This window comes from Ornithinicoccus halotolerans, from assembly GCF_009602535.1.
Lineage (GTDB): Bacteria > Actinomycetota > Actinomycetes > Actinomycetales > Dermatophilaceae > Ornithinicoccus > Ornithinicoccus halotolerans.
Map to the genome: position 1 here is coordinate 1 of NZ_WIQI01000055.1, position 18,409 is coordinate 18,409.

Consider the following 18,409-nt stretch of genomic DNA (forward strand, 5'->3'; position numbering starts at 1 on the left):
CAGCCCGGCCAGCGTCAACAGCGCCAGCCGGAGGCCGGCGGCCGCGAGCGGGCGCCGGTGCAGCAGCGCCCGGTGGGCCGCCAGCGTGGTGCCGGCCCCGCCGTGCGCGACCCCGGCGACCACGGTGAAGGCCAGCAGCGTGGCCACCACGTAGACGGCCAGGTACCCGCCGGCGGCCTGTGCGGCCCGGGCCGACAGCGCAGTCAGCGGCAGCAGCACCCACCCGGCCTGGGCCACCGCCGACCAGGCAAGCAGCCGCACGGTGTCGTCCTGGCGCAGCGCCAGCGCGTTGCCGAGCGTCATGCTCAGCGCGGCCAGGAACCCGATCGCCACACCGGCGCCGGTGGCGGCCGGCGCGACCGCGAGCACGAGCACCACCAGCGCACCGAGCGCGGCCACCTTGGAGACGCCGGCCAGGTAGAGGGTGACCGGCAGCGGCGCGGCGGTGTAGGTCACCGGGGTCCAGGCGTGGAAGGGCGCGGCGGACAGCTTGTACCCCAGGCCCGCGACGATCAGCACGGCGCCCAGCGTCAGCAGGCTCGCGGCGCGGGGCTCGGCGACGGCAGCGCGCGCCGCTCCCGCGTCGAGCAGGCCGGTCCCGGTGGCCAGCACCCACAGCCCGGCGCCCAGCGCCAGCAGCGCGAACGAGACCAGGGACGTGGTCAGCAGCGCGACCGCCCCGCCGGTGGCCACCTGCACCCGGCGGGCTCGCTGCTCCAGGGCGACCAGACCGACGACCGGGAGGGTCGCCAGCTCCACGGCGATCAGCAGCGTGCCCACGTCGCCCGCGGCCGGCACCGCGGTGACCCCGGCGGTGGCGGCGAGGAAGAGCGCGACCGGCACCGCCGACCCGCCCCGGGTCCGCCGCCACTGCGTCCAGCCGAGGGCCAGTACCACCGCGGCCGCGCCCAGGCCGAGCAGCTGCAGCCCGGAGGCGAGCGGGCCGGCCCGGTAGAGGCAGGCGCCGGTGTCGAGGCAGAACGCCACGTCGGCGTCGCCGCGGGCCTGTCGGGTGCCGGGGCCGGCGGCGACCGCCCCGGCCCCGAGCGCCAGCGCCGCAAGGAGCGGGCTGGGCAGCCCGAGGCGCGGGCGGGCCACGTCCACCAGGAGCACGAGCAGGGCACCCACCGCCGGGGCCAGCACCGGCCAGGTCGAGCCGAGCTGCACCGTGACGTTCACGGGCCACCTCCGCTCCCGGCGGCCAGCAGCGAGGCCACCGAGCCGGCGCTCAGGTCCAGCAGCAGCGCCGGGTAGACGCCGAGGCCGAGCACCGCCGCGCCCAGCAGGACGGTGGCGACCAGGGTGGGGCCGCGCAGGTCAGCGATGAGGGGGGTGGTGCGGTCACCGGCCCACACCTCGCGCAGCACCCGGGCGGCATACGCCGCGCCCAGCGCCGCGCCGATCGCGGCCACCACCATGAACACCCGGAACCAGCCGGTGGGTCGGGCCTCCCCGGGTGCCCAGGAGGCGTACAGCGCCCCGATCTCCCCCCAGAACGGCGCCAGGCCCGGGAGCCCCATCGCGGCGGCCATCCCCAGCACCAGCGCGAAGCCCAGCCGGGGGGTCACCTCGCGCAGGGCGGCCCGGGCGGTGTCCAGGCTGGCCCCGCCCCACTGCCGCTTCAGCTCACCGACGACGACGAAGAGCAGCGCCGACACCACGCCGTGGGCCACGTTGCCGAACAGCGCGGCCTGCAGGCCGGTCTCGGTGCCGGCGGCCAGGGCCAGCACGACGAATCCCAGGTGGGCGACGGAGGACCAGGCGATGAGCCGCTTCAGGTCCCGTTCGACCAGGCAGGCCAGTCCCGCCCAGACGATGCCGGTCACGGCCAGCCCGGCCAGCAGCGGCGCGAGCGTGGCGAACCCCTGCGGCAGCGGCGCCAGCACCAGCCGGACCATGCCGTAGACCCCCATCTTCAGCAGGACCGCGGCCAGCAGCACCGAGCCGGCCGTGGGCGCGGTGGCATGCACCCACGGCAGCCAGGTGTGCAGCGGCCACACCGGCACCTTGACCGCCAGCCCCAGCAGCAGCAGCGCGGCCAGCAGCACCTGGCCGGAGGCGGTGCCCGCGCCGCCCAGCTGCTCCCAGCGGTCCAGGTCCGTGGTGCCGGTGCGGGTCGCGACACCGAGGATGCCGACGAGCATCAGCGTGGAGCCGGTCGCGGTCACCAGCACGAACCGCAGCGCCGCCCCCTCCCGGGCCGCCCGCCGGGTCGCGTCCCCGTGCCGGGCGACGAGCACCCACATCGGCACCAGCACCAGCTCGAAGGCGACGAAGAAGACCACCGCGTCGCGGGTGAGGAAGGTCAGCACCGCGCCGGCGAGCACCAGCAGCAGGCAGGCGTGGTAGGTCGCCCGGCCCCGGGCGGCCTCCAGCGGGTCGGGCGGCAGCGGGGCGGTCCGGTCGACCGGCGGGTCGTGCTCCGGCGGGTGCCACGGCAGCAGGCCCACCACCACCGCCACCAGCGCGGTCAGCAGCAGCAACGGGGCGCTGACGCCGTCCACGGCCAGGTGCAGCCGCACCCCGAGCGCCGGGATCCAGGGCAGGTCGACCTCCGGTCGGGCCCAGACGGTCGCGGCGGTGGCCAGCCCGGTCAGCACCGCGGCACCGCCGCCGACCCAGCGGGAGAGTCCCGGGGCAGGCGGGGTCGGGAACCGGTCGGCGACGGCGAGCGCCACGGCGGTCAGCAGCGGCAGCAGCACCGCGACGAGCACGGCGGGCAGCCCGAGCGCGCTCATCCGGTCACCACCCCCACCGCAGCGACCAGGACGGCACCGGCGAGCACCGCCAGCATCGCCGGTCCGGGTGCCCCCCGGTGGCCCCACGCGCCGGCCGCGCCCAGGCCGCGCGCGAGGTGCCCCAGCCCCCGCACGTACCCGTCGAGCACCTCCCGGTCCAGCCAGCGCACCGCCCGGGCGGCAGCAAGGACGGGCACGGCCACGGCCGTGGTGTAGACCCGGCCGAAGCCCAGCCCGCGCTCGGCGGCCAGCACCACCGGGTGCGGCAGCCGCGCCGCGGCGTCCCGGGTGCGCACGCCCCGGCCGAGGGCCCACACCACCAGCGCGGCCAGCGCCATCAGCAGCAGCGAGACCGCGAGCAGTGGCACGTTGACGACTAGCTCGACCTGCAGCACCGGGGTGAGCGCGAGCAGCCCGCCGAGCACCGTGAGCACGGACAGCGCGGTGACCGCGCTGCGGGCGGAGGAGGAGATCGCCGACTCGGCCTCCTCGACACCGGCTGCCTCCTCCAGCACGTCCCGGTCGATGAAGAAGTCGTCGATCCGGGTCGCGCCCTGCTGCAAAACCGGGTGCTGGCCCCGGCCCAGCACCAGCCAGGCCCGCATGCAGTAGGCCGCGGTGAGCGGGACGGAGGCGCCGACCGCGGCGAGCACCACGGTGGCGGCCACGCCGGGCCCGGCCTCGACCCCGGCCTCCACCTGGGCCAGCAGCAGCTCCTTCGAGAAGAAGCCGACGAGCGGGGGGACGCCCGCCAGCGCGAGCAGGCCCACCGCCAGCGGCCGCCGCAGCGTGCGGAACCGGGTGGTGCCCCCGACGACGTGGACCACCGCCGTCCCGCCGGTCAGCACGCCGAGCCAGCCGAGGGCGAGGAAGAGCAACGCCTTGAACCAGGCGTGCGAGGTCAGCTGCATCAGGGCCGCGTCCGGGCCCTGCCCGGCGGGCACGACGGCGAGCACCGCCAGCATCAGCCCCACCTGGCTCACCGTCGACCAGGCCAGCACCCGCTTCAGGTCCGGCTGGGCGAAGGCCATCAGCGCCGCCCCCACCACGGTCACGGCGGTCAGCACCGCCAGCAGCAGCCGGGCCGGGCCGGCCGACTGCAGCAGCGGGAGCAGCTGGGCCAGCACGACCGCGCCGGCGGCGACCATGGTGGCGGCGTGGATGAGCGCCGAGGCCGGGGTCGGGCCGGCCATCGCGTCCGGCAGCCAGTCCTGGAACGGCACCTGGGCGGACTTGCCCGCGACGCCGAGGACGACCCCGGTCATCGCCAGCGCCAACCAGGGGCCGTCGCCGCCGGCCGGCCCGGACCAGTGCTCGACGATGTCGCTGAGCCGGGTGCTGCCGGCTCCGGCGGCCAGCACCACCAGCCCGATGACGAACCCGACGTCGGCCACCCGGGTCACCAGCAGCGCCTTCGTGGCGGCCCGGTTGGCGGAGTCCTTGGCCGAGTAGTGGCCGATGAGCAGGTAGGAGCACCAGCCCATGACTTCCCAGCCGACCAGGGTGAGCAGCACGTCGTCGGAGTGGACGACGAGCATCATCGCCGCGGTGAACAGCGAGACCGTCGCGGCGAACGGCCGGTAGCGGGGGTCGTAGAACAGGTACCAGCGGGCGAAGACCTGCACCGCCAGCGCGACGGTGGCGACCACCACCGCCAGCAGCACCACGAGCCGGCCGGACTGCAGCTCCAGCGGCGCGACCAGCTCGCCGAGCGCGAGCGGCCCGACGGTGCTGGAGTGCCGGGGCGGCTCCCCCTCCCGGGCCGCGAGCGTGACGGGGTGCCACAGCGTCGCCAGCAGCGTCAGCAGGGTCAGCGGGATGGTGGCCCACGCCGCCGCGCGGGAGGAGCGGCGGACCAGCCCGACCGTCAGCGCCGCGGCCAGCAGCGGCAGCAGGACGGCCCACTGCGCCGCGGTGCCCGGCAGGTCGGGGACCACCTCGGCGGGGCCGGGCAGGAAGGACAGGTCCGGCAGCGGCAGCGCCGACGGGTCGAGCACCGGCCAGTCGAGGTGGTCCGGGACCGAGGGCAGCCCCGGCAGCTGGATGCCCTCCAGCCCCTGCAGCACGGCCGGCAGGCCCGCACCCCGGCTCACCGCTCACCCGCCACGACGTCGTCCCCGCTCCCGGGGCGGGACCCGGCCGCGGGCTCGCGGGCCGCCGGCCGGGTGGCGTCCAGGTGGCCGTGGCTGCGGTAGAGCGCCAGCACCACGGCCAGCGCGACGACCACCTCGGCGGCGGCGACCGTGATGACGAACAGCGTCAGCACCTGTCCGGAGGCCAGCGGGTCGGGCCACAGCTGGCCCGCCATCACCAGCAGCATCCCGGCGGCGGCCAGCAGCAGCTCCACGCCGACGACGACCAGCACCAGGTGGCGGCGGGCGAGCACGCCGTAGGTGCCGGCCCCGGCGAGCACGGCAGCCAGCAGGAGCGGCAGGGCGGGGCTGATCACCGCTGCTCCCCCACCGTCTCGGCATCGGGCGCCGGCAGCTCGGCCTCGGGGTGCTCGACCTGCTCCCCGGCCTCGGGGGGGCGGTGGGTGGCCACGGCCACCGCCGCGACCAGGGCGGCGAGGAGCAGCAGGGAGAGCAGCTCGAAGGGCCACACCCAGGTGCCGAGCAGCTGCGCCCCGACCTCGGTGTTGCTGGCCCCGGTGACCGGCACCCGGTCCGCGCCCAAGGCCGCGACCAGCACGGTGCCGAGCAGCACCGTGGCGGCCAGCGCGACCAGGCCGGCCAGCAGCCGCTGCGGGCCGGCGGTGTCGACGGCGGCCACGCCCTCCCGGGTCAGCATGAGCGCGAACAGCACCAGCACGACGACCGCGCCGACGTAGACCAGCAGCTGCACCAGCGCCACCAGCTCGGCCCCCAGCACCAGGTAGCAGCCCGCCACCCCGCCGAGCGCGACGACCAGCCACAGCGCGGCGTGCAGCACCCGGTGCGCCGTCACGGCCAGGACGGCACTCGCGGCGGTGAGCAGACCCACCGCCGCGAACAGGACCTCCAGCCCGGTCACCGCCGGTCCTCCCCCTCGATGCCCTGGTCACCGGTGCCGCCTCGCTCCTCGTCGGCTCCGGCCTCGGTCCGCTCGGCACGTTCGGCGGCCGCGTGCCGCGGGCTCTCGCCACGGGCCAGCGCGCGCTGCTCGCGGACGTCCTCGGGCAGCGAGGAGTCCGGCACCCGCTCCATCCAGGTCTGCAGCGTGCCCTTGTCGTGCAGCAGGTTGCGGATGTCGCCCTCGGCGTAGGCGAAGTCGGGCGCCCAGAACAGCGCGTCGAACGGGCAGACCTCGATGCAGATCCCGCAGTACATGCAGAGCGAGAAGTCGATGTCGAAGCGGTCCAGCACGTTGTGCTGCCGGGCGCGGCCGCCCTCCGGGCCGGGCTCGATGGTCTCCTTGTGGGAGTCGATGTAGATGCACCAGTCGGGGCACTCGCGGGCGCACAGCATGCAGGAGGTGCAGTTCTCCTCCAGCAGCGCGATCACGCCACGGGAACGGTCCGGCAGCTCCGGCTCGTCATGGGGGTATTGCCGGGTGTGGGCACGGGTGCCCAGGGTGCGGGCGGTGGTGGCCAGCCCCTTGCCCAGCGCGCGCAGGCCCTCGAAGGCGGTCACAGCACGACCACCACCCCGGTGAGCGCCACCTGGAGCAGCGCGAGCGGCAGCAGCACCAGCCAGGCGAACCGCTGCAGCTGGTCCTCCCGCACCCGTGGCCAGGCGACGCGGAACCAGATGATGACGACCGCGACCGCGAACGCCTTGAGCAGCGTCCACAGCGGGCCGAGGGTGTCCGCGGAGGGGCCGCTCCAGCCGCCGAGGAAGAGGACGGCGAACAGCAGCGACATCACGACGATGCCGGCGTACTCGGCCAGCAGGAACAACGCGAACCGCAGGCCGGAGTACTCGGTCAGCGGCCCGAAGACGATCTCGGCGTCGGCGACCGGGGCGTCGAACGGCGGCCGCTGCAGCTCGGCCACGGTGGCGGCGAGGAAGACCACGGCCCCGGGTGCCTGCCAGAGCAGCCACCACCACTGCCACTGCTCGACGATCCCGACGAGGGAGAGGCTGCCGGCCGCCAGCGCCACCGACACCGCGGCCAGCACCAGCGGCAGCTCGTAGCTGACCAGCTGTGCCGCCGAGCGCATCCCGCCCAGCAGCGCGTACTTGCTGCCCGAGCCCCACCCGGCCATGAGGGTGCCGAGCACCCCGACGGAGGTGACCGCCAGCACCAGCAGCAGGCTGGCCGGCACCTCGGCCGCGACCCAGCTGGCCGACAGCGGCACCACCGCGAGCGCGACCAGGTAGGGCAGCAGGGCCACCGCGGGCGCGAGCCGGTAGACCCAGCGGTCGGCCGCGGCGGGGGCGACGTCCTCCTTCTGGGCGAACTTGATGCCGTCAGCGACCAGCTGCGCCCAGCCGTGGAAGCCGCCGGCCTCCATCGGGCCCAGCCGGCCCTGCATGTGGGCCATCACCTTGTGCTCGGTCTGGCCGACGAGCAGGGGCAGGGTGAGGAAGGCCGCCAGCACCACGACGGCCTTGAGCACGACCTCGACCAGCAGGGGCAACTCACTCACCACCGTGAGCCTATCGACGCCGTCCCGCCGGACACAGTCCGCCACGGTGTGGTGCCAACATGGACCGGTGCGCATCACCGATCTGGAGCGGGACCGGGTCCCGGAGGCCGTGGCGTTGTGGCACGACTGCGGGCTGACCCGCCCGTGGAACGACGCCGAGGCCGACGCCCGTCGCGCGCTGGCCGGACCGGCCTCGACGGTGCTGGCGGCGCTGGCGCCCGAGGGCGCCCTGCTGGGCACCGCGATGGTGGGCCACGACGGCCACCGGGGCTGGGTCTACTACCTGGCCGTCGCGCCGGGGGCGCGGCGGCGAGGCACCGGCCGGGCGCTCATGGCTGCGGCCGAGCAGTGGCTGCGCCGGCGCGGCGCGCCGAAGGTGCAGCTGATGGTGCGTGACGGCAACGAGCAGGCGCACGGCTTCTACGCGGCGCTGGGGTACACCGACCAGGAGACGACCGTCCTCGGCCGCTTCCTCGACCCGGCGCTGCAACGGCTCAAGGAGCGCCAGCGCACCCGCTGACGGACGCCGCCGGTCCGCGCCTGCTCGGGTGTGGTGGTGAGCAACGCGGGTGAGTGTCGCGTTGCTCACGCTGAGCCGGGCCAGCGGCGTGACTGAGGCGGTCGACTGCTGGGTTGGTCACGACCGGGGGTGGTTCGCCGGGACCGATCGCGTCAGCGGGGGCCCCAGGAGGGGTCCGGCACGCCGGGTGGGAGCAGCCGGCGCCGGCTGGACGACCGCCGCGGCCGGGACCCCTCCCCCTCGCCGGGCTCCTTGGCGCCGGGCCAGGCCTTGGACGCCCGGGCGGCGAGCACGAACTCCTTGCGCAGCGGCGTACCCTCGAACCCGTCCGGCAGCAGCAGCGGCCGCAGCCCTGCCCCGGTGCCGTCGTCGAACCCGTCGACCGGCAGCCCGAACATCTCGTGGGTCTCCCGTTCCGCCCACGCGGCCCCGGCGAACAGCCCGGTGAGGCTGGCCAGCGGCTGCCCGTCGGGCACCCGGGTGCGCAGCAGCAGCCGGGCCAGCGGCCGGGGCGCGTCCGGCCCGGTGGCCATCAGGTGGCACACCACGTCCAGCCCCGGGTCCTCCTCGGCGTCGCTCTGGTCCACCGCGGAGAGCCAGTCGAAGAAGTCATACCCCTCGGCGCGCGCCTGCTCCGCCGCGGCCCGCCACTCCTGCCGCGGCACGTCGCGGGTCACCAGCCCGGGCGGCACGCTCACCGCTGCGGCTCCGAGGGGGAGCGGCCGGACGGCCGCTGCTCGCCCGCTCCGGGCTGGTCCGGCTTGGCGACCAGGTCGCGGGTGAGCTCGCCGGCCCCGACGGGTCCGGGCGCGAACGGGCGGGGCCGCAGCCGGCTCCGCGCGTGGCCGGGCCGCTCGGCCGCGATCTGCTGCTGCAGGGTGAGGATGCCGTGCAGCAGCGCCTCCGGCCGCGGCGGGCACCCGGGCACGTAGACGTCGACCGGGATCACCTGGTCCACGCCCTTGGTGACGCAGTAGGAGTCCCAGTAGGGGCCGCCGGAGTTGGAGCAGGCCCCGAAGGAGATCACGTACTTCGGCTCGGGCATCTGCTCGTAGAGCCGCCGGATCGCCGGGGCCATCTTGTCGGTGACCGTGCCCGAGACCACCATCAGGTCCGACTGCCGCGGGCCGGGCGCGAACGGGATGACGCCCAGCCGGATGAAGTCGTGCCGGGCCATCGAGGCGGCGATGAACTCGATCGCGCAGCACGCCAGCCCGAAGTTGAACACCCACAGCGAGTAGCGGCGGCCCCAGTTGAGCACGATCCGCACCGCCTCCGGGGCCCGGTCGGCGAGCACCCCGACGCGGGGGGTGGGCAGGTCGACGGTCATCACACCCACCTCAGCAGGCCGCGGCGCCAGACGTGCAGCAGCCCGATCACCAGCACGCCGAGGAAGATCGCCATCTCCACCAGCGAGGCGGGGCCCAGGTCCGAGCGCAGCACCAGGGCCCAGGGGAAGAGGTAGACCACGTCGACGGCGAAGACCACGTACAGCAACGCGTACACGAAGTAGCGCACGCTGCCCTGGCTCCACCCCGACCCGACCGGGTCGACACCGGACTCGTAGGTCGTGGCCTTGCCCGGGGTCGGGTCGTGCGGCGCGAGCAGGTACCGCGCCCCCGCGGCGGCACCGACCAGCGCCAGCCCGGTGAGGGCCACGGCGAGCACCACCAGATAGTCGGTCATCACTGCCACCCTAGCGGCGTGGCCGCGGTCCACCCACCAGGCGCAGTCCTGGTGGGCCGGGTCGGACAGCGCGCCCGCTCAGCGAGCCGCGCGCAGCGCGGCCATGGTCTGCGCCCCGTACCCGCCGTCGAACAGGATCGCGTGGACCAGCAGCGGCACCAGCTGGTAGACCGGCACCCGCTGCCGCCAGCCCTCGGCGAGCGGCAGCTCCTCGGCGTAGGCGGCGTGCTCCCGGTCGGTGAACCCGCCGAACAGCCGCATCATCGCCAGGTCCACCTCGCGGTGCCCCCAGTGCGCCGCCGGGTCGATCAGCCAGCTGTCGCCGGAGGCGTCGACCAGCCGGTTCCCTGCCCACAGGTCGCCGTGGACGAGGGTCGGCGGCTCCGGCGGCCCGAGCCCCTCGGGCCCGAGCCGGTCGGCCAGCGCCGCAGCGGCCGGGTCCAGCACCCCCGCGGCCACCGCCTGCCGGGTGAGCGGCCGCACCCGCCGGTCCAGCCACGACTCCGCCCAGCTGTCGGCCGGGGTCAGGTCCACCGGGCACAGCCCCAGGTAGCCCGGCAGCGTCGGGTCGAGGGCGCCGTACCGCTCACCGGTGGTGCGGTGGACCCGCGCCAGCTGCCGGCCGAACTCCTCCTGCTGGCGGGCGTCCGCCGTCCCGCCGGCGCTGACCCGCTCCAGCACCAGCACCTCGTCACCGGCCTCGAGCACCCGCGGCACCCGGGCACCGGCCGCGGCCAGCGCCGCCAGCCCGGCCGCCTCGAAGGCCAGCGCCCCGGGCAGGCCGGCAGGCGCGCGCTTACGGAACGGCTCCCCGGTCATCCCGGCTCCCCCTTCGGGTGCTCAGCCGCCGACGGCGCGGTGGCGGGCCGCGACCTCGTGCGCGGTGCCCTGCTGCAGGTGGCGCAGCAGCGAGCCGACCGTCTCCTCGAGGTGGTCGTACATCGCGGTGAACGCCTCCGGGCCGTGCCCCCACGGGTCGGTCACGTCGCGCACCGTCTCGGGGTCCTCAGCGGAGGCGTCGTCGGCGAACGCCCCGAGCCGCACCACCTTCCGGCGCGCCGACTCGTCGGGCGCGAGCTCCAGCACGTCCAGCTCGTTCGCCTCGTCCATGGCCACCACCAGGTCGAACCGCTCGAAGTCGGCGGCGGTGAACTGCTGCCCCTCGTGCTCCAGCAGCACCCCGCGACGCTCGGCCTCGGCCGCGGCCAGGTCGTGCGGCGGCTCCCCGAGGTGGTAGCGGCTGGTGCCGGCCGCGTCGACCGCCACCTCCACCCCGGCCCGGTCGGCCAGGTGCGTCAGCACCGCCTTCGCGGCGGGCGAGCGGCAGATGTTGCCCAGGCAGACGAAGCACACGCGCATACCGTCAGTCTGGCAGGCCCGGCGGGCCCACCGGGCCCAGTGAGGGGGCGAGGGCCCGCGGCGCGGGTGTGATCCACGTCCCAGCAGGGAACAAACCTACGGTCACGTAACATGGAACGGATATGAGTACCAAGCCCCTGCAGCGGCTGGACCGGGTGGTCATCCGGTTCGCCGGCGACTCGGGCGACGGGATGCAGCTGACAGGCGACCGGTTCACCTCCGAGACGGCGACCCTGGGCAACGACCTGTCGACCCTGCCCAACTTCCCTGCCGAGATCCGAGCGCCTCAGGGCACGCTGCCGGGCGTGTCCAGCTTCCAGCTGCACTTCGCCGACCACGCCGTGCTCACCCCGGGCGACCACCCGGACGTGCTGGTGGCGATGAACCCGGCCGCGCTGAAGGCAAACCTGGCCGACCTGCCGCGCGGGGCGACCGTCATCGCCAACACCGACGAGTTCACCCGCCGGAACCTGGCCAAGGTGGGCTACCAGGCCTCCCCGCTGGACGACGGCAGCCTGGAGTCCTGGCACGTGCACGGCCTGCCGCTGACCTCGATGACGGTCGAGGCGCTGGCCGACTTCGGGCTGACCCGCAAGGAGAAGGAGCGGGCCAAGAACATGATGGCCCTGGGCCTGCTCTCCTGGATGTACTCCCGGCCGCTGGAGGGCACCGAGGCGTTCCTGCGGGCCAAGTTCGACCGGGCGCCCGAGCTGCTGGAGGCGAACCTCGCCGCGCTGCGCACCGGCTTCAACTACGGCGAGACCACCGAGGACTTCGCGGTCCGGTTCGAGGTCGCCCCGGCGCCGATGGCCCCCGGCACCTACCGCACCCTTACCGGCAACCAGGCCATGGCGCTGGGGCTGGTCACCGCCGCCCACCGCTCCGGACTGCCGCTGGTGCTCGGCTCCTACCCCATCACGCCGGCCTCGGACGTGCTGCACGCGCTGTCGGCGCTCAAGCGCCACGGCATCACCACGCTGCAGGCCGAGGACGAGATCGGCGCCGTCGGGATGGCGCTCGGCGCCTCCTTCGGTGGTGCGCTCGGGGTCACCTCCACCTCCGGGCCGGGGCTGGCGCTGAAGGCCGAGACCATCGGCCTGGCGGTCGCCACCGAGCTGCCGCTGGTCGTGCTCGACATCCAGCGCGGCGGCCCCTCCACCGGGCTGCCCACCAAGACCGAGCAGGCGGACCTGCTGCAGGCGCTGCACGGCCGCAACGGGGAGTCACCGGTTGCGGTGATCGCGCCGCAGTCGCCCACCGACTGCTTCGACATCGCCCTGGAGGCGATCCGCATCGCCACCACCTACCGCACCCCGGTCATCGTGCTCTCCGACGGCTACCTGGCCAACGGCTCCGAGCCCTGGGCGGTCCCCGAGCTGGACGACCTGCCCGGGCTGGACGTCACCTTCGCCACCGCTCCGAACGCGACCGGCGAGGACGGGCAGCCGGTGTTCCACCCGTTCCTGCGCGATGAGCAGACGCTGGCCCGCCCGTGGGCGGTCCCGGGCACCGCCGGGCTGGAGCACCGAATCGGCGGCATCGAGAAGGCCGACGTCACCGGCCACATCTCCTACGACCCCGACAACCACGACCGGATGGTCCGGCTGCGGCAGGCCAAGATCGACCGCATCGCCGAGACGCTGCCCCCGGTCGAGGTCGACGACCCCACCGGTGACGCCCGGGTGCTGGTGCTGGGCTGGGGCTCCAGCTACGGGCCGATCGCGGCCGCGACCCGGCTGGTCCGCAGCGCCGGCGGCCGGATCGCCCAGGCCCACCTGCGTCACCTCAACCCGTTCCCCGCCGACCTCGGCGAGGTGCTACGCCGCTACGACCGGGTGGTCGTGCCGGAGATGAACCTGGGTCAGCTGGCGATGCTGCTGCGGGCCCGCTATCTGGTCGACGTGCGCAGCCACACCGCCGTGCGCGGCCTGCCGTTCAGCGCCGCGCACCTGGCCGAGGACCTGCACCGCGACATCCTCGAGGTCGAGGGCGACACCGCGGGCCCCGCGACCACCGACACCCCACGGGAGGAGGTCACCCGATGACCGCCACCGACCTGCCGCTGCCGACCCCCCAGGGCACCCAGGGGGTGCCCCGCGTCGGCGAGGAGGACCCCCGGCAGACCAAGAAGGACTTCACCTCCGACCAGGAGGTCCGCTGGTGCCCCGGCTGCGGCGACTACGCCGTGCTCGCCGCGGTGCAGGGGTTCCTCCCGGACCTGGGGCTGCGCCGGGAGAACATCGTCTTCGTCTCCGGGATCGGCTGCTCCTCGCGGTTCCCGTACTACCTGGAGACCTACGGGATGCACTCCATCCACGGGCGCGCCCCGGCCATCGCGACCGGCCTGGCCACCGCCCGGGAGGACCTGTCGGTGTGGGTGGTGACCGGTGACGGTGACGCGCTCTCCATCGGCGGCAACCACCTGATCCACGCGCTGCGGCGCAACGTCAACCTGACGATCCTGCTGTTCAACAACAAGATCTACGGGCTCACCAAGGGCCAGTACTCCCCCACCTCCGACGTCGGCACCGTCACCAAGTCGACCCCGGTGGGCTCGGTGGACCAGCCGTTCAACCCGGTGTCACTGGCGCTGGGCGCCGAGGCGACGTTCGTGGCCCGCACGCTGGACTCCGACCGCAAGCACCTGACCGAGGTGCTGCGCGCGGCGGCCGAGCACCGCGGCACCGCGCTGGTGGAGATCTACCAAAACTGCCCGATCTTCAACGACGGCGCCTTCCAGCTGATCAAGGACCGGGACAGCGGCCGCGCCCGGCTGGCCCACCTGGTGGACGGCGAGCCGGTCCGGGTGGGTGAGGACCACGTCGTGGTCCGCTCTGGCGGTGCGCTGACCGTGGTGCCCGAGACGGACGCCGAGCCGGCTGACGTGGTCGTCCACGACGTCGCGGCCGAGGAGCCCACCCAGGCGTTCGCGCTGTCCCGGCTGGACGACCCGTCGTTCGCGCACGTGCCGATGGGCATCTTCCGCCAGGTCTCCCGCCCCACCTACGACGACCAGGTCCGCGCCCAGGTGGACGGCGCCCGGGCCAGCGCGGGCGGGCCCGCCACCGACGCCGACCTCGCCGACCTGCTGCACGGCGGAGACACCTGGACCGTGACCGGGTGAGCGCGGCCGGGGGGAGCGCCCGGGGGGCACCGGAGTACCCGGACCGGGCGCGGGGGGCCGCGTTCGGGCTGTCCGCCTACGGGCTGTGGGGACTGTTCCCCCTCTTCTTCGCGCTGCTGCGTCCCGCCGGGCCGGTCGAGATCCTGGCCCACCGGATCGTGTGGACGCTGCTGATCTGCCTGGTGGCGCTGGCGGTGATGGGCCAGCTGCGTTGGGTGCGCCAGCTGCTACGCCGCCCGCGGCTGGCGGCCGGGGTGGCCACCGCGGGTGCGCTCATCGCCTGCAACTGGACCATCTACACGTTCGCGGTGCTCACCGGCCACGTCACCGAGGCGGCGCTGGGCTACTTCCTCAACCCGCTGGTCACCGTCGCGCTCGGGGTGGTGCTGCTGCGGGAGGGGCTGCGGACGCTGCAGTGGGTGGCGGTCGGTGTCGGCCTGGTCGCGGCCGTCTACCTGACGATCGACTACGGCACCCCGCCGTGGATCTCGTTCAGCCTGGCGCTCAGCTTCGCCAGCTACGGGCTGCTGAAGAACCGGGTCGGCTCCAGCCTGTCGGCGCTGCAGTCGCTGTCCGGCGAGACGCTGTTCGTGCTGCCGGCCGCGCTCGCCGTCCTGCTGGTCCTCGGCGTCACCGGGACCGGCACCTTCGTCACCGAGGGACCGGGCCACCTGCTGCTGCTGATGGCGTGCGGGCCAGCCACGACGATCCCGCTGCTGTTCTTCGCCGCGGCCGCCCGGCGGGTGCCGCTGGTCAGCATCGGCCTGATGCAGTTCCTCACCCCGGTGCTGCAGCTGCTGTGCGGGGTGCTGATCCTCGGCGAGGTGATGCCGCTCTCGCGCTGGGTCGGCTTCGCGCTGGTGTGGCTGGCCCTCACCGTCCTCACCCTGGACTCGCTGCGCGCCGCCGGCCGGGCCCGGCGGCTCGGTCGGGCGGCGCAGGCTGCGACCGCCTGAGCCCTCGCAGCGGCGGCCGCCGCCCCGGCGCCGGGCAGCTCGACCGTGCACCGCGCTGCATGCACGCCGCGCAATTTTGCACTGTGTGCATCTATGACTACGCTGACCGCCATGACCGCCGTCCTCCCGGAGCAGCCGGGGCGCCGCGAGCGCAACAAGGCGCGCACCCGGGAGGCGATCGTCGCCGCCACCCGGGCCCTGGCGCGCGAGCGCGGCCTGGAGCAGGTCACCGTCGCCCAGATCGCCGACCGGGCGGAGATCTCGCGCCGCACCTTCTTCAACTACTTCGGCGGGGTGGACGAGGTCGTCGCGGCCGGCACCGCGACCACGCTGCAGGCACTCGGGGATGCCTTCCTGGCCCGGCCCGCGACCGAGGACCCGCTGGCCGCGGTCGCGGCGGCGCTGCGTGAGCACCCGCTGGACCGGGAGCTGCTGCTGGACTGGCGGCCCGCTGGCCAGCTCCCCGAGCACCGGCTGCACCCGCTGCACCACCAGGTGTGGCGGCACCACGAGGAGTGGCTCGTCCAGCTGCTCGCCCGGCGGGTCGGCGACGCCGACCCGCTGCGGCCGCGGACCCTGGCCGCCGCGCTGATGGCCTTCTTCGAGGTCGTTGAGCGGGCCTGGGCCCCCCGCACCGTCGACCTGGACGCCGACGAGGCCGTCGCCGTCTTCAACGCCGACCTGCTGCGTGCGCTGGACCACGCCCGCAGCGGCTGGCGCCCGTTGACTCGCTGACCGACCTGGCGCGGCCCGGCCCCGTCGCGGTGCCGGGCCCGCCCGCCTGACTGGAGGAACCCCGTGGCCCTGATCCTGCACCGGCTCGGCCGGTGGAGCGCCACCCACCGCTGGACCGTCGTCCTCGGCTGGGTGCTCGTCGTCGCGACCGCCGTCACCGGTGTCGTGACGCTCTCCCGGCCGCTCACCGACGACTTCACCGTCCCCGGGAGCCGCTTCCAGACGGTGCTCGACCAGCTCGAGGCCGAGATCCCCGAGGCGGCTGGACTGATCGGCACCGTCACCTTCACCACCGGGGAGCCGTTCACCGCCGACCAGCAGGAGGCGGTCGGCGAGGTGACCGAGGCCTGGTCAGCGCTGGAGGGGGTGATCGAGGCCCCGGACCCGTTCGCGACCCAGCAGCAGCTGGACCAGGCGAGCGAGCAGGTCACCGAGGGCCGGGAGCAGCTCGCGGACCGGGAGGCCGAGATCGCCCAGGGGTGGGCGCAGCTGGAGGAGCGGGAGGCCCAGCTCCAGCAGCAGGAGCAGCTGCTGGACCAGCAGCAGGCCCAGCTGGAGGAGCAGGAGGCGGGCCTGGCCGCCGTGCCCGAGCCGCAGCGCAGCGCCCTCGCCGAGCAGCTGGAGCAGGGTCGGGCACAGCTGGAGCAGGGCCGCCAGCAGCTGGCGGACGCCCGCGGGCAGCTGCAGGAGGGGCGGGCCGAGCTGGAGCGGGGCGAGGACCGGGTCGCCGAGGCCCGCGTGGAGCTGGAGCAGGCCGAGCGGTTCGCGGAGCTGACCTCGCCGGTGCGCCAGGTCTCCCCGGACGAGACGCTGGCGATGACCCAGCTGCGGTTCGACTCCAGCAGCGGACAGGTCGACCCGGAGGTGGCCGACGAGATCCAGCGGATCGGGGAGAGCCTCGCCGAGGAGGGCGTGACGGTCGACTACAGCGCCGAGATCGTCTCCGACCTGAGCTCGGTGTTCGGTCCCGGTGAGGCCATCGGCCTGGCGGTCGCGGCGGTCGTGCTGCTGGTGATGCTCGGCACCCTGCTCGCCGCCGGCCTGCCGCTCCTGGTGGCGCTCGTCGGCGTGGGCGTGGGCATCGGTGCCGCGATGACGCTGACCGTGGCGGTCGAGATGACCACCGTCACCCCCGCGCTGGCGCTGATGCTGGGGCTGGCGGTGGGCATCGACTACTCGCTGTTCATCCTCAACCGGCACCGCAGCCAGCTGCAGCACGGCATGGCCCCGCGCGACTCGATCGCGCTGGCCACCGGCACCGCCGGCAACGCGGTGACGTTCGCGGGCCTGACCGTGATGATCGCGCTGGCCGCGCTGGCCGTGACGGGGATGCCGTTCCTCACCGTCATGGGCCTGGTCGCGGCGGGTACCGTCGCGGTGGCCGTGCTGGCCTCGGTGACCCTCACCCCTGCGCTGCTGTCACTGCTGGCAGGACGCGCGTTGCCGCGGCGGCAGCGCCGGCAGCGCAGCGAGGACGCCGGGCGCCACCGGCGCGGCACCGGCGCCGGCCGCTGGGTGACTGCCGTGCAGGGGCACCCCTGGCTGACGGCGCTGGCGGTCGTGGTGGTCGCCGGTGCCGTGGCTGCGCCCGCACCACAGCTGCGGCTCGGCCTGCCCGACGGCTCCTCGGAACCGGCCGGCTCCACCGCCTACCGCACCTACGACCAGATCCGCGACGCGTTCGGCGCCGGCGCCAACGGCCCGCTCGTCGCCGTGGCCACTCTCGACCAGCCCGCCGAGGACGACCCGGCGCTGACCGAGCGGCAGCTGGACCTCGCCGAGGACCTGGCCGCGGTGGAGGGTGTGCGCTCGGTGGTCCCGTTCGGCAGCAGCGAGGACCGCACCACCCTGGCGTTTCAGGTGGTCCCCGAGGACGGCCCCTCCGCCGAGTCCACGGTGCGCCTGGTGGAGACCCTCGACGCCCGCTCGGCCGCCCTGGGTGAGGCCCACGACGCGAGGCTCGGGCTGACCGGCCAGACGGTGGCCAACATCGACATCTCCGAGCAGCTGGCCGACGCGCTCCCGGTGTACCTCGCGGTCGTGGTCGGGCTGTCGCTGCTGCTGCTCCTGCTGGTGTTCCGGTCGGTGTGGGTGCCGCTGCTGGCCACCGCCGGCTTCCTGCTGTCGGTCGCCGCGGCGTTCGGCGGCGTGGTCGCCGTCTACCAGCTGGGGCTCGGCGGCGGGCTGTTCGGCGTGCACGAGCCCGGCCCGGTGCTGAGCTTCCTGCCGATCCTGCTCATCGGCGTGCTGTTCGGGCTGGCGATGGACTACCAGGTCTTCCTGGTCTCCGCGATGCGGGAGGCGCACGTGCACGGGGCCACCGCCCGGGCGGCCGTCGCCCGCGGTTTCGACCTCAACGCCCGCGTGGTCACGGCGGCCGCGATCATCATGGCTTCCGTGTTCGGCGGGTTCGTCTTCGCCGAGCTGACGATGATCCGGCCGATCGGTCTCGGGCTGGCGCTGGGGGTGCTGGTCGATGCCTTCCTGGTGCGGATGACGCTCACCCCGGCCGTCCTCACGCTCCTCGGCGAGCGGGCGTGGTGGCTGCCGCGCTGGCTGGCGCGGCTGCTACCGCACGTCGACGTCGAGGGCGCACGGCTGGAGCGGTCGGATCAGCCGGCGGACGCGCCCCAGCAGCAGCCGGCACCGGTGTCGCGCTGACCGGCCCGCTCGGCGACCAGCCGGTCACCGCCGGGGTTCGCCGAGCGCCCCCGCCCTCAG

The 18,409-nt window shown here is 75.0% G+C and carries 18 protein-coding genes; 6 read left to right on the forward strand and 12 right to left on the reverse strand.

Annotation, left to right across the window (positions count from 1 at the left end; translation table 11 throughout):
- From GFJ45_RS10275 to nuoH, 7 genes are all read right to left on the reverse strand, one after another.
- Positions 1-1,179, reverse strand: a 1,179-nt coding sequence (locus GFJ45_RS10275; RefSeq protein ID WP_153396848.1) for a proton-conducting transporter transmembrane domain-containing protein, incomplete at its 3' end; no start/stop codon positions are given.
- A complete protein-coding gene (locus tag GFJ45_RS10280; protein WP_153396850.1) occupies positions 1,176-2,738 on the reverse strand; it encodes a complex I subunit 4 family protein in 1,563 nt (520 codons plus the stop codon). The genes GFJ45_RS10275 and GFJ45_RS10280, both read right to left, overlap by 4 nt.
- Positions 2,735-4,831 carry an NADH-quinone oxidoreductase subunit 5 family protein gene (locus GFJ45_RS10285; protein WP_153396852.1) on the reverse strand — a complete coding sequence of 699 codons (2,097 nt, stop codon included), beginning with the start codon at positions 4,829-4,831 and terminating at the stop codon, positions 2,735-2,737. Before GFJ45_RS10285 ends, GFJ45_RS10280 begins: the two co-directional genes overlap by 4 nt.
- Positions 4,828-5,187, reverse strand: coding sequence for an NADH-quinone oxidoreductase subunit NuoK (gene nuoK / locus GFJ45_RS10290; RefSeq protein WP_153396854.1), 360 nt, complete (start codon positions 5,185-5,187; stop codon positions 4,828-4,830). The genes GFJ45_RS10285 and nuoK overlap by 4 nt, the downstream gene beginning before the upstream one ends.
- A complete protein-coding gene (locus GFJ45_RS10295) occupies positions 5,184-5,750 on the reverse strand; it encodes an NADH-quinone oxidoreductase subunit J family protein (protein WP_153396856.1) in 567 nt (188 codons plus the stop codon). The genes nuoK and GFJ45_RS10295 overlap by 4 nt, the downstream gene beginning before the upstream one ends.
- Positions 5,747-6,349, reverse strand: coding sequence for a 4Fe-4S binding protein (locus GFJ45_RS10300; protein WP_194288615.1), 603 nt, complete (start codon positions 6,347-6,349; stop codon positions 5,747-5,749). Before GFJ45_RS10300 ends, GFJ45_RS10295 begins: the two co-directional genes overlap by 4 nt.
- Positions 6,346-7,311 carry an NADH-quinone oxidoreductase subunit NuoH gene (gene nuoH, locus GFJ45_RS10305; RefSeq protein WP_228386831.1) on the reverse strand — a complete coding sequence of 322 codons (966 nt, stop codon included), beginning with the start codon at positions 7,309-7,311 and terminating at the stop codon, positions 6,346-6,348. The genes GFJ45_RS10300 and nuoH overlap by 4 nt, the downstream gene beginning before the upstream one ends.
- A 64-nt stretch (positions 7,312-7,375) precedes the next feature.
- On the opposite strand from nuoH, the gene GFJ45_RS10310 reads away from it, so the two are divergent.
- Positions 7,376-7,828, forward strand: a complete 453-nt coding sequence (locus GFJ45_RS10310; protein ID WP_228386832.1) for a GNAT family acetyltransferase — start codon at positions 7,376-7,378, stop codon at positions 7,826-7,828.
- A 152-nt stretch (positions 7,829-7,980) separates the two neighbouring features.
- On the opposite strand, the gene GFJ45_RS10315 is transcribed toward GFJ45_RS10310, so the two are convergent.
- The 5 genes from GFJ45_RS10315 to GFJ45_RS10335 form a co-directional block, all read right to left on the reverse strand.
- Positions 7,981-8,526, reverse strand: a complete 546-nt coding sequence (locus GFJ45_RS10315; RefSeq protein WP_228386834.1) for an NADH-quinone oxidoreductase subunit C — start codon at positions 8,524-8,526, stop codon at positions 7,981-7,983.
- The gene (locus tag GFJ45_RS10320) at positions 8,523-9,158 is read right to left on the reverse strand and encodes an NADH-quinone oxidoreductase subunit B (RefSeq protein ID WP_153396862.1); all 636 of its coding nucleotides are present in this window, start codon (positions 9,156-9,158) and stop codon (positions 8,523-8,525) included. The genes GFJ45_RS10315 and GFJ45_RS10320 overlap by 4 nt, the downstream gene beginning before the upstream one ends.
- Positions 9,158-9,514, reverse strand: a complete 357-nt coding sequence (locus GFJ45_RS10325) for an NADH-quinone oxidoreductase subunit A (protein WP_153396864.1) — start codon at positions 9,512-9,514, stop codon at positions 9,158-9,160. Before GFJ45_RS10325 ends, GFJ45_RS10320 begins: the two co-directional genes overlap by 1 nt.
- Positions 9,515-9,592: 78 nt before the next feature.
- Complete coding sequence (locus tag GFJ45_RS10330; RefSeq protein ID WP_153396866.1) at positions 9,593-10,333, reverse strand: fructosamine kinase family protein; 741 nt, start codon at positions 10,331-10,333, stop codon at positions 9,593-9,595.
- A gap of 21 nt (positions 10,334-10,354) precedes the next feature.
- Positions 10,355-10,873, reverse strand: a complete 519-nt coding sequence (locus tag GFJ45_RS10335; RefSeq protein ID WP_153396868.1) for a low molecular weight protein-tyrosine-phosphatase — start codon at positions 10,871-10,873, stop codon at positions 10,355-10,357.
- Between the two features lie 122 nt (positions 10,874-10,995).
- Between GFJ45_RS10335 and GFJ45_RS10340 the strand changes: the two genes are divergently transcribed.
- The 5 genes from GFJ45_RS10340 to GFJ45_RS10360 all read left to right on the forward strand — a co-directional run bounded on the left by GFJ45_RS10340 (position 10,996) and on the right by GFJ45_RS10360 (position 18,349).
- Positions 10,996-12,918 (forward strand): 2-oxoacid:acceptor oxidoreductase subunit alpha, encoded by a 1,923-nt coding sequence (locus GFJ45_RS10340; protein WP_153396870.1) that lies wholly within the window; start codon positions 10,996-10,998, stop codon positions 12,916-12,918.
- Positions 12,915-13,997 (forward strand): 2-oxoacid:ferredoxin oxidoreductase subunit beta, encoded by a 1,083-nt coding sequence (locus tag GFJ45_RS10345; RefSeq protein ID WP_153396872.1) that lies wholly within the window; start codon positions 12,915-12,917, stop codon positions 13,995-13,997. Before GFJ45_RS10340 ends, GFJ45_RS10345 begins: the two co-directional genes overlap by 4 nt.
- Positions 13,994-14,953 carry an EamA family transporter RarD gene (gene rarD, locus GFJ45_RS10350; RefSeq protein ID WP_153396874.1) on the forward strand — a complete coding sequence of 320 codons (960 nt, stop codon included), beginning with the start codon at positions 13,994-13,996 and terminating at the stop codon, positions 14,951-14,953. The genes GFJ45_RS10345 and rarD overlap by 4 nt, the downstream gene beginning before the upstream one ends.
- Before the next feature lie 111 nt (positions 14,954-15,064).
- The gene (locus GFJ45_RS10355; RefSeq protein ID WP_194288616.1) at positions 15,065-15,688 is read left to right on the forward strand and encodes a TetR/AcrR family transcriptional regulator; all 624 of its coding nucleotides are present in this window, start codon (positions 15,065-15,067) and stop codon (positions 15,686-15,688) included.
- Between the two features lie 63 nt (positions 15,689-15,751).
- Positions 15,752-18,349 carry an MMPL family transporter gene (locus tag GFJ45_RS10360; protein WP_153396878.1) on the forward strand — a complete coding sequence of 866 codons (2,598 nt, stop codon included), beginning with the start codon at positions 15,752-15,754 and terminating at the stop codon, positions 18,347-18,349.
- Positions 18,350-18,409 lie beyond the last annotated feature (60 nt).

Bases quoted from the DNA above. Each gene is read 5' to 3' on its own strand.
- GFJ45_RS10325 (WP_153396864.1), bottom strand. From the start codon at position 9,514: ATGACCGACTATCTGGTGGTGCTCGCCGTGGCCCTCACCGGGCTGGCG.
- GFJ45_RS10330 (WP_153396866.1), bottom strand. From the start codon at position 10,333: ATGACCGGGGAGCCGTTCCGTAAGCGCGCGCCTGCCGGCCTGCCCGGG.
- GFJ45_RS10340 (WP_153396870.1), top strand. From the start codon at position 10,996: ATGAGTACCAAGCCCCTGCAGCGGCTGGACCGGGTGGTCATCCGGTTC.
- GFJ45_RS10320 (WP_153396862.1), bottom strand. From the start codon at position 9,158: ATGACCGTCGACCTGCCCACCCCCCGCGTCGGGGTGCTCGCCGACCGG.
- GFJ45_RS10345 (WP_153396872.1), top strand. From the start codon at position 12,915: ATGACCGCCACCGACCTGCCGCTGCCGACCCCCCAGGGCACCCAGGGG.
- GFJ45_RS10280 (WP_153396850.1), bottom strand. From the start codon at position 2,738: ATGAGCGCGCTCGGGCTGCCCGCCGTGCTCGTCGCGGTGCTGCTGCCG.
- GFJ45_RS10355 (WP_194288616.1), top strand. From the start codon at position 15,065: ATGACCGCCGTCCTCCCGGAGCAGCCGGGGCGCCGCGAGCGCAACAAG.
- GFJ45_RS10335 (WP_153396868.1), bottom strand. From the start codon at position 10,873: ATGCGCGTGTGCTTCGTCTGCCTGGGCAACATCTGCCGCTCGCCCGCC.